Below are 14186 nucleotides of genomic sequence, written 5' to 3'. Positions count from 1 at the left end.
GGGCCGTCCTATCGGGACAGCCCTGCTTTGGAGCGCTGAATTTCCTCTGAAAACTTCCGCGCCGCCGCTTTTGGATCTTCGGCTTGGCTGATGGCGCTGATCATGCTGACGCCGTCTGCACCCGCTTCAATGACGGGCGCCGCGTTGTCAGCCGTAATGCCGCCGATTCCTACAATCGGAATGGTGATGCCCTGACGCCGCACCTCTTCAATCAATGTAACGCCCTGCACGGCTTCAGCATCTTTTTTTGTTTCGGTCGGATAGACCGGGCCCATTCCGACGTAATCGGCTCCGGCTTCTTCCGCCCGCTTCACCTCGGAGACGTTATGTGCTGACACACCGAGTATCATATCGCCGATTGCCGCTCTCGTTTCTTCGGCGTCTGCGTCATCCTGCCCGATATGCACTCCGTCCGCCTCAAGGCGCAAGGCCAATTCGACATCATCATTAATGATGAAAGGAATCCCGGCCTGCCTGCAGACATCCTGTACCTGCTTCGCGAACAGGACACGTTCCTCCCCTGTTAAAGAACCGCTCCCCTTTTCCCGAAATTGAAAAAGCGTAGCGCCGCCCTCAATGGCTTTTTTCACCACGGAAACGGGGTCTGAGCTTGTATTGTTTGATCCCATAATAAAATAAACCGATAACATATCCTTCATCATTTCCCGAGAAATACGCGTCATTTTTCTGTCACCCTTTCAATTGCGGCAAGCTCGGCCGCTTCTTGTTCTGAGATGCTTGCCAGCTTGTTTAAAAGCTCAATCTGGAAGCTGCCCGGCCCCTTATGGGAGGTGTCCAGAGCGGCAAGCTGAGCGGCGCTTCCGTATACAGAAACGGCTGAAACGGCCGCTTGCAGAACGTCCTGCCCCGCTGCGCAGAAGGCTCCGATTACAGACGTCAGCAAGCATCCCGCCCCCGTCACCTTCGTCAGCAGTTTATCACCGTTATGTACGGCGTATGTGTCGGTGCCGTCGGAGATGACGTCGGTTTTTCCGGTAATCGCAATGACCGTCTTCAGCCCGCTTGCAGCCGTCTTAGCGAGCTGAACCACATCTCCTCCGGCTTCCCCCGCATCCACACCTTTTATCTTCCAATCAGGGGCGCCGGCAATATTGGCGATTTCCGCGGCATTTCCGCGAATGACGGACAAGCGGACCTCCTGTATGATCTTGCGGGCTGATGCCGTCCGAAACGGCGTGGCGCCGGCGCCTACCGGATCAAAAATGACCGGAACGCCGTTTTCATTGGCCGATTTTCCGGCTGCGATCATAGCTTCAACCGACGCCGAACTGAGGGTGCCTATATTCAGGACGAGCGCTCCTGCGATTTTCGCCATGTCGGCGGCCTCCTCAATTGCATAAGCCATAACGGGCGATGCGCCGAGCGCGAGCAGTCCGTTAGCGGTGAAGTTCGTGACGACATTATTGGTGATACTGTGAACGAGCGGGTTTTGATCCCGCACTTTACTCAAGTGTTGAGCTGCGGTTTGTGCGTCCATGCTTAATCATCCTTTTTTCTCTTTTTCGGATTCCATAAATACGATTTCGTATGCTCCAGCCAGGCTCTGGCGGCAAAGGACATATAGCGGTCTTTCCGCCAAATGATGGCTAAATGCCACGGAATGACCGGATGAACGAGCGGAATGGTTCTGACTTTGTCAGGATCAAGACCGCGGCAGATTCTTTCCGGCAGCAGGCCGATACCGAGGTTGGCCGATACCATTTCGCTGATAAAGTCCCACTGTGACGTTTCATAAATGACGTGAGGCCTGAATCCGGCTTTCACGCATTCCGTCATAATTCGATTATGAAGGACAAAATCCTCCCTGAAAAATATGAACGGCTCTTCTTTCAATTCGTGGAGACTGCATTCTTTCTCGTCAGCGAGCCGATGTGACGGATGGACGACGAGCATAAGGGTTTCCTTGACGATTGTGAACGTATGAAAAATCTCTTCATTCGCGGGAAGTACGACGACCCCGATATCAAGCGAGCCGTCCTCCACCCCTTGCTGCACTTTAATAGAGCCGTCCTCAACAAGCTGAAACGTCACATCGGGATATGTGACGCGGAAGTCACCGAGCACTCTCGGGAAAAAGCCGGACCCGATCATCGGCGGAAGACCGATGCGGACGTGCCCTTTCTTCACTTCCATAATATCGTTCAGCTCTGACGTCAGGTTTTGGAAGGACTTTGTGATTTCCTGCGCCTGCACATACATGCTCTGCCCGGCGTCAGTCAGTTCAACTTGCCGGCCATTGCGGTAAAACAGCTTAATGCCGAGCTCCGTCTCCATGTTTTTAATCATTTTTGAGATTGTCGGCTGTGAAACATACAGAGACTGTGAAGCCTTCGTAAAGCTTTTCAAACGGGCCACTTCCAAAAAATACGTTAAGTGCCGGATATCCATTACATTTCATCCTTTCTATAGACAAAAGGAATACACATTATTCTTTATATGTATTTTACCTATAGCAAAACCTTCTGTACAATATAAATATAAGGGAGGCATCATTATGAAAAAATTGCTGCTTACCGTTATTCAAATCGCTCTGCTGTTTATATTTGCGCGTCTGATCAATTGGGTCACGGCGGCTCTTCATATAAATATTCCCGGCAGTATAATCGGGATTGTGATTCTTTTCACATTATTGCATTTCAAGATTATCAAACTTGAATGGATTGAGCTTGGCGCAGCATGGCTCCTCGGTGAGCTGCTGCTGTTTTTCATCCCGTCTGCCGTCGGAGTGATTGAATACGGAGATATTATGTCTAAATTCGGCGTAAGCATTTTACTTGTCGTCGTCATCAGCACATTTGTCGTGATGGTTTCAACAGGTACGCTTACACAGCTGATAGCAAAAAGAAAGGAGAAAAAACAAACGTGTTCATCGGAATCATAAGTTTATTCTTAACTGTCTTAGTATATTTGGGCGCGAAAAAACTCTACATTCGTTTTCCGCGGGTGTATACGTCGCCGCTTCTGATTACGCCCGCTGTTTTGGTCGTACTGCTGCTTCTTGTCAATGTCCCGTATCAGACATACAATCTCGGCGGCGGACTGCTGACCGATATGCTTCAGCCGGCAACAGTGGCGTTCGCTATCCCGCTTTATAAATATTTCCCGATTTTAAAGAAATACGCCGTGGAAATTATTTTGAACGTAGCGGTCGGTTCATGTATCGCCATTCTGTCAACGGCCTTTATCGCGAAATGGTTCCATCTCGGCAGCAGCTTAGTCGACAGTCTCGTGCCGCGATCCGTGACGACGCCGATTGCCATGAACGTCTCAGAAATGATCGGCGGGATGCCGGCCGTTACAGCGGTTTTCGTCATTTTAACGGCTTTATTGGGAACGATCATCGGGCCGATGGTCATCCGCTATTTCCGCATTGATAACGAAATTGCCCGGGGCGTGCTGCTCGGAACTAGCGCGCACGGAGCGGGAACATCTAAAGCATTTGAGCTCAGCTCCGTATCAGGAACGATCTCAAGCGTGTCCATGATTCTCGCCGCAATTATGACGCTGTGCGCGGCCCCGATTTTGCTTTCGTTTATGTCATAAAAGACTGCTCCTTACAGAGCGGTCTTTTTTTATTTGCTATGAAGGATTGATTCGTCTGTCCTTCATAAAATGGGGAAAACACGATATGATAAGATATGAAGTGAAAAGACTGAAGAACGGATGTGTCATATGAACGGCCAGCAGCGAAGCAGCATCAGAAAAGGACTTGAAGTCGATATCGTCCTGAAAGCCGATCAGCGTTCAGGAAAGCTGACAAGAGGAATCGTGAAGGATATTTTGACGAACTCAAGCTTCCACCCGCGCGGCATTAAGGTCCGCCTTGAAGACGGACGAATCGGCCGGGTGCAGCACATTATTGAATAGAAAAAAGCCGGAGCTTCACGCCCGGCTTTTTTTCTTTAATTTCAGCAATGAAATCCTCATATGTTCTCCCTTTATATACAAAAAATCTTTAACTAACTATTGACTCTTACGTTGCGTAATACTTTAGAGTAGCCATTAAGGAGGCGGCAAACGTGATGGGTATGAAAGTAAAAGAAGTAGCTGAACTGATTGGAGTAAGCATACGTACTCTCCATCATTACGATCAAATTAGATTATTGACTCCTCAGGAAACGACAGATTCCGGTTATCGGCTTTATTCTGAAGAGAATCTTGAACAGCTGCAGCAGATACTATTTTTCAAGGAGCTCGATTTCTCCTTAAAAGAGATTAAAGAAATCATTAATAGTCCTTCATTTAACCGAAGGGAGGCATTAATTTTACAAAAGAAAATGTTGATTGAGAAACGGAATAGAGTTGATAAAATGATTGAAACCATCGATAAATCAATCAAACATATGATGGGAGAAATTTGCATGACGAACAAAGAGCGGTTTGAGGGAATGAACTTCAATCATAATCTTTATGAACAAGAAGCTCGCAAACGGTGGGGTGATCAACCTGTCGATACGGTAAATATTAGATTGAAAAACATGACTGATGGTGAGCAAAAAGATTTATCTGATAAGTGGACTGCAATGTTCAATAAATTTGCACTCCTTATTAACCAATCTCCCAAGTCCCCAGAAGTACAAACAGCTATCAAAGAGTGGTTTGATTTTCTCAATGAAAATTTTGGTGAATATTCTTTTGATGCCTTTTACGGATTAGGTCAACTCTATATTGAAGATAAACGCTTCACTAAGAACATCGATCAGTATGGTGAAGGGTTGGCGAAGCTCATGAGTGATGCCATTACAATTTATATAGATCATCAAAAAAAGGGTGGTACCCATTAAAATCATTATCGAGGATACAATTGGGCAATACGAAACGTTATTTTCAATGATTGAAAATAGAGAAGATTATTATCGGTATTCAATGATGAAACCTTTTGAAGATATGTGGAAAAAGATTAATGTTCCCTTAAAGGCAAAGCAACCTAACGGATATGATGTAATCATGGCTACAAATATGCTGGGCTATCTGAGCATATTTGATACGGACACCGGAAGAAAAGCATTAGAGAATCTAAAAGAAATTCAAGCTCTTCAAATTGCATATGGCACTTTAACTCATTGTGTAGAATTTATCAAACAAAACCGCTTAAAAATAAATGCTGATGAAATAAGGTTTGGGATGTATCTGGCCAATCAAAAAAAGCTTGAGTTACATAGAGGGTATTGTGGATTCGGAGGAATTCCGGGATTTATTCAAGTTTCAATATTCCCCAATTCATATAACATACCGAGACTGCCTGCTGTAATCGCACATGAATTTCATCATAATATTCGTTTTTCGTATTTCAATTGGGATTATGGGAACGTAACGGTTGGTGATTACTTAATTATAGAGGGGTTGGCAGAATCGTTTGCTAAAGAACTTTACGGAGAAGCTCTGTTAGGTCCCTGGGTTACTTCTTTTGAAAAAGAAGACTTAGAATACTCAAAAGAAATCATCAAAGACTCATTAAATATGAAAGGATTTGCTGAGGTCAGCAGTTACATGTTTGGCGACACCTTTGCAGCCGAACAAGGTTATCAGCCTGTCGGCTTATCACCGTTTGCAGGTTATGCGGTTGGCTACCAAGCGGTGCAATCCTTCATGAAAGCCAACAATGTGGGGATTAGTGAGGCCACTTTACTTAGCACAGATGAGATACTAAGTAATAGCGGGTTGTTTCTTTAAGATATGAAGATTATTTTATCCCGTATTAACGCGATGAAAGAGGGTTTTCTTTTCCCCTCTTTCCACGCTATAAATGGTCATTCTATTTTTTCCGCAAGAAAACAACCTTCAAATAGTTCCCTTCTTTAAACGCGGGAATCGTTTTGAAATCTTCCGGAAGCGTGTATTCTTCCAAAATGTCGTAACGCTCATTTGTTTCTTTAAAGGCGGTCTCTATAAAGCCTTTAAATTTCTTCATATTGAAGGCGCTGCTGTTTGTCGAAGCGACGATGATGCCGTTTTTTGCGGTGATGGCGATCGTTTCCTTCAGCAGATTTTTATAATCTTTCGCCGCGCTGAACGTCCGTTTTTTTGTGCGGGCGAAAGAAGGCGGATCAAGGATGATGAGGTCAAACTCCAGCCCTTTTTTTGCCGCATAGCCGAAGTATTTGAAAACATCCATGACTTTAATGTCATGCGCCTCATAATCAATTCCGTTGGCGCTGAACTGTTCAATCGTTTTTGCGAGACTGCGGTTGGCGACATCGACGCTGGTCGTTTTATCAGCTCCGCCAAGCGCCGCCGCAACGGAAAATGCCCCCGTATAAGAGAACGTATTCAGCACCCGTCTGCCGTTTGCATACTTGTCCCGAATCGCTTTGCGCACATGACGCTGGTCTAAGAAAATGCCCGTCATCGCCCCGTCGTTTAAATCCACCGCGTATCGGATGCCGTTTTCTTGAACAATGACCGGAAAATCTCCTCTTTCGCCTTTGACAAAATCGTCGTCTTCCACGTATTGTCCGGCAGTATCGAATCGTTTCTTTTCATAGATCGCTTTATAAGAAAGCTCCAGTCCGTCAATCGCCTCAATCATGCTGTCCTTATAAGCGTAAATGCCTTTACTGTACCATTGAATCAGCAGATAACCGTCATAAAAGTCAATCGTGACGCCGCCGATGCCGTCGCCCTCACCGTTGAAAAGCCGGAACGCCGTCGTGTCGGGCGCCTTAAACAGATGAGCTCTCGCTTCAGCCGCTTTTTTCAGCTTGTCCAGAAAGAAACGTCCGTCGATCCGTTCATCTCTCGCGCGGGACAGCACCCAGCCGACTCCTTTATTCTGCAAACCGTAATAGCCTTTTCCGATAAACTCACCCTTCTCGGATGTCACATCAAAAAGATCGCCCTCTGTTAGATGAGCCGAGCTTCCGGACAGAGCGTCTTTTTCAATCAGGGGGAATCCTTTTTTCAGCTTTCCGGCAAATGTATCTTTCACTGTAAGTAGCTTCATTGTGCATTCCTCTTTCGTTTTGCTTTCTCTTATCGTACCATAAAACATGATCAACACCGCATTGTCCCGAAAAATTCAAAACAGGGGGAAAACCATGACAGCCAAAAGAATCGACCATACAGGCATTATGGTCAAAGATATTGAAACATCCATCGCCTTTTATCAAGATGTTCTCGGTATGCAGTTAAAGGATCGTATCACTCATACGAACGGCATTATTGAACTTGCCTTTCTCGGCTTTCAAGAAGGGCCGGAGACAGAAATTGAACTGATCCAGGGCTACAGCAGCGAGCTTCCCGCAGAAGGAAAAGTCCATCATGTCGCTTTATTAACTGAAGATATCGCGGCGGAGTTCACGCATGCGAAGCGTCAGGGCGCCGTATTTATCGATGAAGAAATCACGACGCTTCCGAACGGGTACCGCTACTTTTACATTGAAGGACCTGACGGCGAATGGATCGAATTTTTCCAGCGTTAAAAAAAACGGGCGAAAGAGCCCGTTTTTTTTATGTTTCTTCAGTGACGTTTTGTTCCGCCGCCCGTTCCTCTCTCCATTTTTGAAGATCCCAAATTCGGAAAAACGGATAATAGATGATAAATGTAATCAGGAGATTGATCAGCTGCATGACCGAACCGGAGATTTTCCCGCCCGTCGCCAAATAACCGGAAATCAGCGGCGGCATCGTCCACGGCACGGCGATTCCCGCCGGTTTTGCCACCATCCCCGTGCTCATCCCGATGTACGTCGCCGTAATGGTCAAGAGCGGCGCAATGATAAAAGGCACGATTAACAGCGGATTCATGACGAGCGGCATCCCGAAAATAATCGGTTCGTTAATGTTAAAAATCGCGGGCCCGATTCCGAGACGGCCGAGCTGTTTCATCTGTTTGCTTCTGGAGCGCACAAGCATGGTCAGCACAAGGGCAAGCGTCGCTCCGCTTCCGCCGACATTAATCCATATTTGAAAGAACTGTGTCGTAAAAATGCTCGGCAGCGCTTCTCCCGCCTGAAAAGCCAAACGGTTGGCATCCATCGCCCCGTACCAGATCGGCGACATGACGCCGCCGATAATGGACGCGCCGTGTATGCCGCACGACCAAAGCAGCATTTGCACGAATTCGGCGATAAGACTTCCGCCGAGACTCCCGCCCAAAATAGACAGCGGGGTGCCCAGCAGATCGCCTACGACATTGTGGAGGCTTTTAAAAGGAGTTATTTCAATAAACAGACGGGCCAGCCATACAAGCGTAATAATAATGAAACCGGGGATGAGCGCAACGAACGATTTGCTGACCGCAGGCGGCACTCCGTCAGGCATTTTAATGACGATATTTCTTTGTATGATAAACCGGTACACTTCCGTAGACAGCATTGCAATGATCATCGCGACAAACAGACCTTTGCTTCCGAGCAGCGAAATCGGAATGCCGCCTCCCACCATAATCTCTGTTGCCGAGCCGTCAGGAATAAACGGAATCTGATACGGCGTCGCCAATAAAAAGGCGGCAAGGGCAATGGCTCCCGACGACAGGGCATCCACCTCATAGCTTTCCGCAAGCCGGTAGGCAATCCCAAAGGCGGCGACAAGCGCCATAATGTCAAAGGACGCATTCACGGGATACCCGAGCTTTTCAACCCAATTTTCACCGAAAAGACCAGCCATAAAATCGGCATAACCGGGAATCGGAAGACTCGTCAGAATCAGAAAAACCGATCCGATGATGATAAGCGGCATAGTCAAAATAATGCCGTCCCGCAAAGCTCTTAAGTGCCTTTGGCCGGCGACTTTTCCGGCGACAGGCATGATTTTTTCTTCCATGACCCGATTGAACGTACTCATTTATCAAAAACCCCCTTTTTGAGTTCATTGCGCAGATGTCTTAAAGCATTTTCTCCATCATATTTTGGAAACGCTTACATTTGCATACAGAAATTTTCCTTATCCCTCAGGAAAAAAAGAATTCCGCACTGCCGATATATAAAGAAAAAGGGGGAATTGCAATGTATCACACCCTGAAACCGATAATGGCCGCGGCCTTGTGCGCCGGCCTGTTCTCCGCCGCGGCGCCCGCGCACGCCGAGACGCACGACCGGGACGTTATCGTGGTGTACAAAAATCAAAACGGCAAGGAATCCGCCATAGACAGCGGAGCGGATGTGGAACAGACCTATCAGCATCTCCCGGCAGTCGCCGTGTCAGCCGATTCACAAACGGTGAAAGACCTGAAACAGGACCCTGACATCTTATATGTAGAAGACAATGTATCCTTTCAGGCAGCAGGCGGTTCTGATATCCGCCCGTTATCAGCGGCCCAAAGCAGCAGTTACGCGCTGCCGCAATGGGATATAGAACCGACTCAGGTCAAGCAGGCGTGGAAAGAAGGCTTGACGGGAAAAAAGGTGAAAGTGGCTGTCATTGACAGCGGCATTTACCCTCATGATGACCTTTCCATTGCCGGAGGCTATTCCGCAGTCAGCTATACTTCCTCATACAAAGATGACAACGGACACGGGACGCATGTCGCCGGAATCATTGCGGCCAAACATGACGGATACGGCATTGACGGCATCGCGCCGGATGTCCGGTTATATGCAGTTAAGGCATTAGACAGAAAGGGTGCAGGGGATCTTAAAAGCCTTCTTAAAGCGATCGACTGGTCGATCGCCAATAAAATGGACATCATCAATATGAGCCTCGGAACTAACGCAGACAGCAAAATTCTTCACGACGCCGTAGACAAAGCATACAAAAAAGGAATCGTGATCGTAGCCGCCGCAGGAAACGACGGCAACAAAAAACCCGTCAATTATCCGGGCGCCTACAGCAGCGTAACGGCAGTCTCAGCGTCAACTGAAAAAAACGGGCTCGCGGCTTTTTCCACGACCGGAAAACAAATTGAGTTTGCCGCACCCGGCACCAATATTACGAGCACGTATCTGAATCAAATGTACGCCACGGCTGACGGCACATCTCAAGCCGCGCCCCACGTCACCGGCATGTTCGCGCTGCTCAGGCAGAAATATCCCGAGGAAACAAATACACAGCTCCGGCAGCAGATGCAGCAAAACGTCAAAGATCTGGGCGCTCCCGGACGTGACAGCCGATTCGGGTACGGCCTGGTGCAATATCATGTAAAGCAAAAGAGCTATGCCGAACGGACCGTAATAAAAGCGGAAAAGACGAAAAAACAGGCAGATATCAATCAAGCAAAAACGGCCGTCAGCAAGCTGTCCAAGTCAAAGGGAAAAACCGCTCTCGAGTCCCGGATCAATAAAGTTCAGACGGCAAGAAATGTGACGGACGCAAGAGACAAAGTCCGGACTGCCGAAAAACAAAAGAAAAAAACCGCCGTCAATGCCGCACAAAGCGCCATTCGCAAATTACCGGCCGGTTCAGAGAAAAAAGGGCTGCAAAAGCGGCTGAACGCTGTCAACTCAAGCCTTTTGAAAACAGCTGAGGCCAGCGTCAAGCAGGCGGAAAAAAAGACCTCTGAGGCCAGCACCGCAAAAGCCCAAAAAGCAGTCAGCGAAATCCAGCCGGGAAAAGAAAAAACCGCTCTGGAAAAACGGCTTGACCGGATAAAAGATAAACTCAACCGGCAGCAGGCTAGAGACAAAGTAAAAACGGCTGAAAAAACAAAGACGAAAAAAGCAAAATCAGCGGCGCAAACGGCAGTCAGCCGATTGAAGCCGTCTGCCGAAAAGACCAGCCTGCAAAAACGCGTGCGTGCGATTCGGGTGAAATAGCAAAAAACGCTTATGAGCCGGATAACGGCTTCACAAGCGTTTCATCACACCTGCCTATTGGTTCATGGCCGGGCGGTCGATCGTGTTCCATTTCGTAAAGGACATATATCGGAAATAATGATCACGATACGGGTGCGAGGTGCCTGTATTCCAAGGCTTGTCGCTGCCGCAGAAATGGACGATGGCCGGTTCGGCACGTGTTTCTCTATAACGTATACGGTCGATCAGTTCAGGAGGCGTTTTCTCGTTCATGATAATATGCGTCTGCGCATTCCAGCGCGGATGCAGTTCATGCCATTGATCATATAAGATCGCGTTAAGCGCGTCCTGATCATGAAACACGAGAAAATCCTCCGAGCTGTTTTCGTTAATAAAATCAATCACCTTTTCGGAAATATTTTGTTTTCTCCAAGGTTCGAAATCTATAATCATAATACCGGAATTAAAATACTTGGCAGTGTCGCTGATATTCATTTTTTTCAGCCTTTCATGCTGTCCGGCGTCTTCTACCGCCGCAACTATTGCCGGGGAAATATCCAAGTCCCATAAAACCGAAATATCTTCCATCACAATTGCATCGCAATCAATGTAAATCATCCGCTTTACGGACTCATCCTTAATTAAATCAGGGATGGAAATGCGGTAATAAGCCGCTTTTGTAATGTGGCTGCTTTCGACTGCATGCTTGTATTGATCAGCGTCTACTTCTAAAAATTCAAGCGGCGTCCCGAATGACATCGCGGTCTGTTCAAGCTTGTCCTTGTTTTCGGCAGTAATTCCGCCGTCGATTACATATAATTTCGCATCCCTTGTTTTATCCATATTCATCAATAAAGAAGCGAACATCCCACCCAAATGACGAGCATAATGATCATCGGCACATGATACGATATGCATTGTTTCATTCTTTCCCACTGATATTCATCTCCCTTTTTGTTGTACAAATGTCTTTCCCTTTTTAAAAAAAGTAAACCTCGATCTTACACATTTTTTCTGCGGGAATGTGCTGTTTGCGATTTGATATCTTTTGCATTCTCTGTTCAAATTCAATCAGAATTTCAGCCTGAATCATCGTCAGAATAAATCGCGCGGGAAAGCGAAAACACGTAAACATAAAAACAACCAGCCGGACTGCACATAAAAGCGGTCCGGCTGGTTGTGATGGGTCAATCGTTTAATCGACTTCTTTCTTAATCCCAAGCATCTTTTCGTCTAAATAATGGGCGATGTCCGCCGCTTCCTTCAGCTCGTCGGTCAGATGCTTTGGGACTTCGTTATTTAATTTGTAATAAATTTTATGTTCAAGACTCGCCCAAAAATCCATGGCGATGGTGCGGATTTGAATTTCCGCCTTCACATATTCCACACGATTCGTCAAATAAACGGGAATTTCAATAATCAAATGCAGGCTGCGGTAGCCGTTCGGCTTCGGATGTTTGATATAATCCTTCACCTTTACGATCTTCAGGTCCTTATGCTGCTTCAAAACCTCAGCGACATTATAAATATCGGAAATAAAGGAACAGATAATCCTGACACCCGCAATATCATGAATATGCTCTTTCATTTCCTGCGTCGTCACATCGCAGCCTTTGCGCATCAGTTTATTGACGATACTCTCAAAACTTTTCACGCGTGATTTTGTATGCTCGATCGGGTTATGCCCGTGAATCAGATTATATTCCTGGCTGATGATAGAAAACTTCGTATCCAGCTCATCTAAAGCGAATTTATAAACTAATAATTCATTTTTCCAATCTTCCATGACCGTTTTCAAATCATCCATATGGGCTGTTGACAAGTCCATTTTTTTCATCTCCTTGCTTTGCTGTCCATATATGAGACGTGTCAGTCCGCGGTCAGGTTCTTTACAATATCGTGAAGATTATGTCATAAAAAAAAGCAAATGCCGGTTATGGCATTTGCCCTTTCATTTGATCAGCGGAAATAACTGATCAGGAGTCCGATGGAAAGCAGGAATCCGAAGAATGTATTGGTTTGCGCCGTTGATTTCATCGCAATAATCATGTTCATCGGCATTTCGTTTTTCACAAAGCCTTTCACGGCCTGAACGGGTTTCGGCACGCTCAGGAAGACCAGGAACAGCCACGGGCTTGTGTAACCCATGATGACAAGACCGATGATCCAGATGTAAGCGATGGCAAAAGATGCGGCCAGTATCATAACGGCCCCTCTATGCCCCATCAAAATGGCCAGGGTTTTACGTCCGCCCTTTTTATCTTCCTCAATATCACGGATATTGTTGGACAGATTAATGGCTCCGACCAAGATGGCGATCGGGATGGAAATCAAAATGCTTTGTTCATTAATTCTGCCTGTCTGAATGAAGAAAGAAATAAGGACAAATACAGAGCCCATGCAAATGCCGGAGAACAGTTCCCCGAACGGTGTATACGCAATCGGCAGCGGGCCGCCCGTATACAGATAGCCGATCAGCATGCCGGCAAGGCCGATAGCCGCAAGCCACCAGCTGCTGCTCATGCAGATATAAACACCGAGCACGAGGGCAATCGCATAAGAGCCGAGCGCCAGCTGCAGAATTGTTTTCGGCTTCATGCCGTGGCGGACGATCGCTCCGCCGATACCGACGGAATCCTCCGTATCTAAACCGCGTTTAAAATCGTAATATTCATTGAATAAGTTCGTGGCGATCTGGATCCAAAGGCAGGAAAACAGCATGGCCAAAAACAGCAGGAAATCAACCTTTACGTAAAACATCGCCAATACGGTGCCGAGAAGTACGGGCACAAACGATGCCGTCAATGTATGAGGGCGGGTTAGCTGCCACAAAATGCGGCCCATGCTTTCTTTCTCGGGCGTCTTTTGGCTGCCCCCCATATTGTTTTGATTCATTTTCCTCTTCCTTTCTATTAAAAGGCTTTCACAGTCAGCCGATAACAGTAGTGTTGAATTGGGGTTTTCACGTTTTCTGCTACCTTATCTATCATAATAATTTCTTCCTCATTTCACAAGATGCGGCGCTTTATCGGCTATCCTGCCGGAAACGGCTTTTCGCCCTTCTCCATTGGGGTTCGGCACAAGCCTGCTTAAGAAAAAGCCGCCAAAATTTTTTTACCTCGTTTATATTTACGATAAGTTAAAAATCCCGCCTGAACAGCGCCTTTTTAGTATGATCATTTGCCAATTTATACATGCGTGTTTTCCATCCTTTTGTTTCTCATTCATTTTTAAGGAAATTTTAAGCTTAGGATATTAGACATATTTTGAAACTTTTTGTTAATCTAATCGTCATATACTGGTGTAATTATTGAATACGCGGGGAAGGAATTTTGAATATGTTGCAAAAATTAAAACGTGCTTATGAAAATACATTGATCAAATGGACGTTTCATACGGGCTTTTATTTTCTGATATTAGTATTGCTCTTTTGGATGTATGGATTTCATACAGCGAATACCGGCACTTATATTTACAACGATTTCTAATCGGGGA

Annotated in this window: 16 protein-coding genes; 8 read left to right on the top strand and 8 right to left on the bottom strand. The window is 46.4% G+C overall.

Going from position 1 to position 14186, the window contains the following annotated elements:
* Positions 1-8: 8 nt before the first annotated feature.
* Genes thiE through cidR form a run of 3 tightly spaced genes read right to left on the bottom strand, consistent with a single transcriptional unit; the run spans position 9 to position 2409 of the window.
* On the bottom strand, positions 9-683 hold the full coding sequence (thiE, locus tag D5S11_RS11605) for a thiamine phosphate synthase (protein ID WP_020958016.1): 675 nt from the start codon (positions 681-683) through the stop codon (positions 9-11).
* The gene (gene thiM / locus D5S11_RS11600) at positions 680-1498 is read right to left on the bottom strand and encodes a hydroxyethylthiazole kinase (RefSeq protein WP_003150909.1); all 819 of its coding nucleotides are present in this window, start codon (positions 1496-1498) and stop codon (positions 680-682) included. The genes thiE and thiM overlap by 4 nt, the downstream gene beginning before the upstream one ends.
* A 2-nt stretch (positions 1499-1500) precedes the next feature.
* Positions 1501-2409: a cidABC operon transcriptional activator CidR gene (gene cidR, locus D5S11_RS11595; RefSeq protein WP_108725250.1), complete on the bottom strand. Its 909-nt coding sequence runs from the start codon at positions 2407-2409 to the stop codon at positions 1501-1503.
* Positions 2410-2515: 106 nt separating this feature from the next.
* Here cidR and D5S11_RS11590 point away from each other — a divergent pair, with 106 nt between their 5' ends.
* The 5 genes from D5S11_RS11590 to D5S11_RS11570 all read left to right on the top strand — a co-directional run bounded on the left by D5S11_RS11590 (position 2516) and on the right by D5S11_RS11570 (position 5694).
* Positions 2516-2902, top strand: a complete 387-nt coding sequence (locus D5S11_RS11590) for a CidA/LrgA family holin-like protein (protein WP_007407725.1) — start codon at positions 2516-2518, stop codon at positions 2900-2902.
* Entirely contained in the window at positions 2884-3564 is a 681-nt protein-coding gene (locus tag D5S11_RS11585) for a CidB/LrgB family autolysis modulator (protein WP_012118753.1), read from the top strand. The genes D5S11_RS11590 and D5S11_RS11585 overlap by 19 nt, the downstream gene beginning before the upstream one ends.
* Positions 3565-3693: 129 nt before the next feature.
* Positions 3694-3888, top strand: coding sequence for a YwbE family protein (locus D5S11_RS11580; protein WP_003150901.1), 195 nt, complete (start codon positions 3694-3696; stop codon positions 3886-3888).
* A 155-nt stretch (positions 3889-4043) separates the two neighbouring features.
* Complete coding sequence (locus tag D5S11_RS11575) at positions 4044-4805, top strand: MerR family transcriptional regulator (RefSeq protein ID WP_108725312.1); 762 nt, start codon at positions 4044-4046, stop codon at positions 4803-4805.
* Positions 4792-5694, top strand: a complete 903-nt coding sequence (locus tag D5S11_RS11570; RefSeq protein ID WP_108725249.1) for a DUF2268 domain-containing putative Zn-dependent protease — start codon at positions 4792-4794, stop codon at positions 5692-5694. Before D5S11_RS11575 ends, D5S11_RS11570 begins: the two co-directional genes overlap by 14 nt.
* Positions 5695-5776: 82 nt before the next feature.
* On the opposite strand, the gene D5S11_RS11565 is transcribed toward D5S11_RS11570, so the two are convergent.
* The gene (locus tag D5S11_RS11565; RefSeq protein ID WP_108725248.1) at positions 5777-6964 is read right to left on the bottom strand and encodes a class I SAM-dependent rRNA methyltransferase; all 1188 of its coding nucleotides are present in this window, start codon (positions 6962-6964) and stop codon (positions 5777-5779) included.
* Between the two features lie 94 nt (positions 6965-7058).
* On the opposite strand from D5S11_RS11565, the gene D5S11_RS11560 reads away from it, so the two are divergent.
* Positions 7059-7442 carry a glyoxalase GlxA gene (locus D5S11_RS11560; RefSeq protein WP_003150894.1) on the top strand — a complete coding sequence of 128 codons (384 nt, stop codon included), beginning with the start codon at positions 7059-7061 and terminating at the stop codon, positions 7440-7442.
* Positions 7443-7470: 28 nt separating this feature from the next.
* Here D5S11_RS11560 and celB read toward each other — a convergent pair whose 3' ends face one another.
* Positions 7471-8805, bottom strand: coding sequence for a PTS cellobiose transporter subunit IIC (gene celB, locus D5S11_RS11555; RefSeq protein ID WP_007407728.1), 1335 nt, complete (start codon positions 8803-8805; stop codon positions 7471-7473).
* A 161-nt stretch (positions 8806-8966) separates the two neighbouring features.
* Between celB and D5S11_RS11550 the strand changes: the two genes are divergently transcribed.
* Positions 8967-10712, top strand: coding sequence for a S8 family peptidase (locus tag D5S11_RS11550; protein ID WP_032869850.1), 1746 nt, complete (start codon positions 8967-8969; stop codon positions 10710-10712).
* Positions 10713-10766: 54 nt separating this feature from the next.
* On the opposite strand, the gene D5S11_RS11545 is transcribed toward D5S11_RS11550, so the two are convergent.
* The 3 genes from D5S11_RS11545 to D5S11_RS11535 form a co-directional block, all read right to left on the bottom strand.
* The gene (locus D5S11_RS11545; protein ID WP_007407730.1) at positions 10767-11627 is read right to left on the bottom strand and encodes a glycosyltransferase family 8 protein; all 861 of its coding nucleotides are present in this window, start codon (positions 11625-11627) and stop codon (positions 10767-10769) included.
* 259 nt (positions 11628-11886) lie between these two features.
* Positions 11887-12519: a GTP pyrophosphokinase YwaC gene (ywaC, locus tag D5S11_RS11540; RefSeq protein ID WP_007407732.1), complete on the bottom strand. Its 633-nt coding sequence runs from the start codon at positions 12517-12519 to the stop codon at positions 11887-11889.
* A gap of 131 nt (positions 12520-12650) precedes the next feature.
* A complete protein-coding gene (locus D5S11_RS11535) occupies positions 12651-13586 on the bottom strand; it encodes a 1,4-dihydroxy-2-naphthoate polyprenyltransferase (RefSeq protein ID WP_007407733.1) in 936 nt (311 codons plus the stop codon).
* Positions 13587-14029: 443 nt separating this feature from the next.
* Here D5S11_RS11535 and D5S11_RS11520 point away from each other — a divergent pair, with 443 nt between their 5' ends.
* Positions 14030-14179: a teichoic acid D-Ala incorporation-associated protein DltX gene (locus tag D5S11_RS11520; RefSeq protein WP_108725247.1), complete on the top strand. Its 150-nt coding sequence runs from the start codon at positions 14030-14032 to the stop codon at positions 14177-14179.
* Positions 14180-14186 lie beyond the last annotated feature (7 nt).

Source organism: Bacillus sp. L75, from assembly GCF_003676355.1.
Classification (GTDB): Bacteria; Bacillota; Bacilli; order Bacillales; family Bacillaceae; genus Bacillus; species Bacillus velezensis.
This window is presented reverse-complemented; position numbering and strand designations above follow the sequence as displayed.

Excerpts from the sequence above, each read along its gene's own strand:
- D5S11_RS11550 (WP_032869850.1), top strand. The coding sequence starts at position 8,967 with ATGTATCACACCCTGAAACCGATAATGGCCGCGGCCTTGTGCGCCGGC.
- celB (WP_007407728.1), bottom strand. The coding sequence starts at position 8,805 with ATGAGTACGTTCAATCGGGTCATGGAAGAAAAAATCATGCCTGTCGCC.
- D5S11_RS11575 (WP_108725312.1), top strand. The coding sequence starts at position 4,044 with ATGGGTATGAAAGTAAAAGAAGTAGCTGAACTGATTGGAGTAAGCATA.
- D5S11_RS11535 (WP_007407733.1), bottom strand. The coding sequence starts at position 13,586 with ATGAATCAAAACAATATGGGGGGCAGCCAAAAGACGCCCGAGAAAGAA.
- D5S11_RS11565 (WP_108725248.1), bottom strand. The coding sequence starts at position 6,964 with ATGAAGCTACTTACAGTGAAAGATACATTTGCCGGAAAGCTGAAAAAA.
- thiE (WP_020958016.1), bottom strand. The coding sequence starts at position 683 with ATGACGCGTATTTCTCGGGAAATGATGAAGGATATGTTATCGGTTTAT.
- ywaC (WP_007407732.1), bottom strand. The coding sequence starts at position 12,519 with ATGGACTTGTCAACAGCCCATATGGATGATTTGAAAACGGTCATGGAA.
- D5S11_RS11590 (WP_007407725.1), top strand. The coding sequence starts at position 2,516 with ATGAAAAAATTGCTGCTTACCGTTATTCAAATCGCTCTGCTGTTTATA.
- D5S11_RS11520 (WP_108725247.1), top strand. The coding sequence starts at position 14,030 with ATGTTGCAAAAATTAAAACGTGCTTATGAAAATACATTGATCAAATGG.
- D5S11_RS11560 (WP_003150894.1), top strand. The coding sequence starts at position 7,059 with ATGACAGCCAAAAGAATCGACCATACAGGCATTATGGTCAAAGATATT.
- thiM (WP_003150909.1), bottom strand. The coding sequence starts at position 1,498 with ATGGACGCACAAACCGCAGCTCAACACTTGAGTAAAGTGCGGGATCAA.
- D5S11_RS11580 (WP_003150901.1), top strand. The coding sequence starts at position 3,694 with ATGAACGGCCAGCAGCGAAGCAGCATCAGAAAAGGACTTGAAGTCGAT.
- cidR (WP_108725250.1), bottom strand. The coding sequence starts at position 2,409 with ATGGATATCCGGCACTTAACGTATTTTTTGGAAGTGGCCCGTTTGAAA.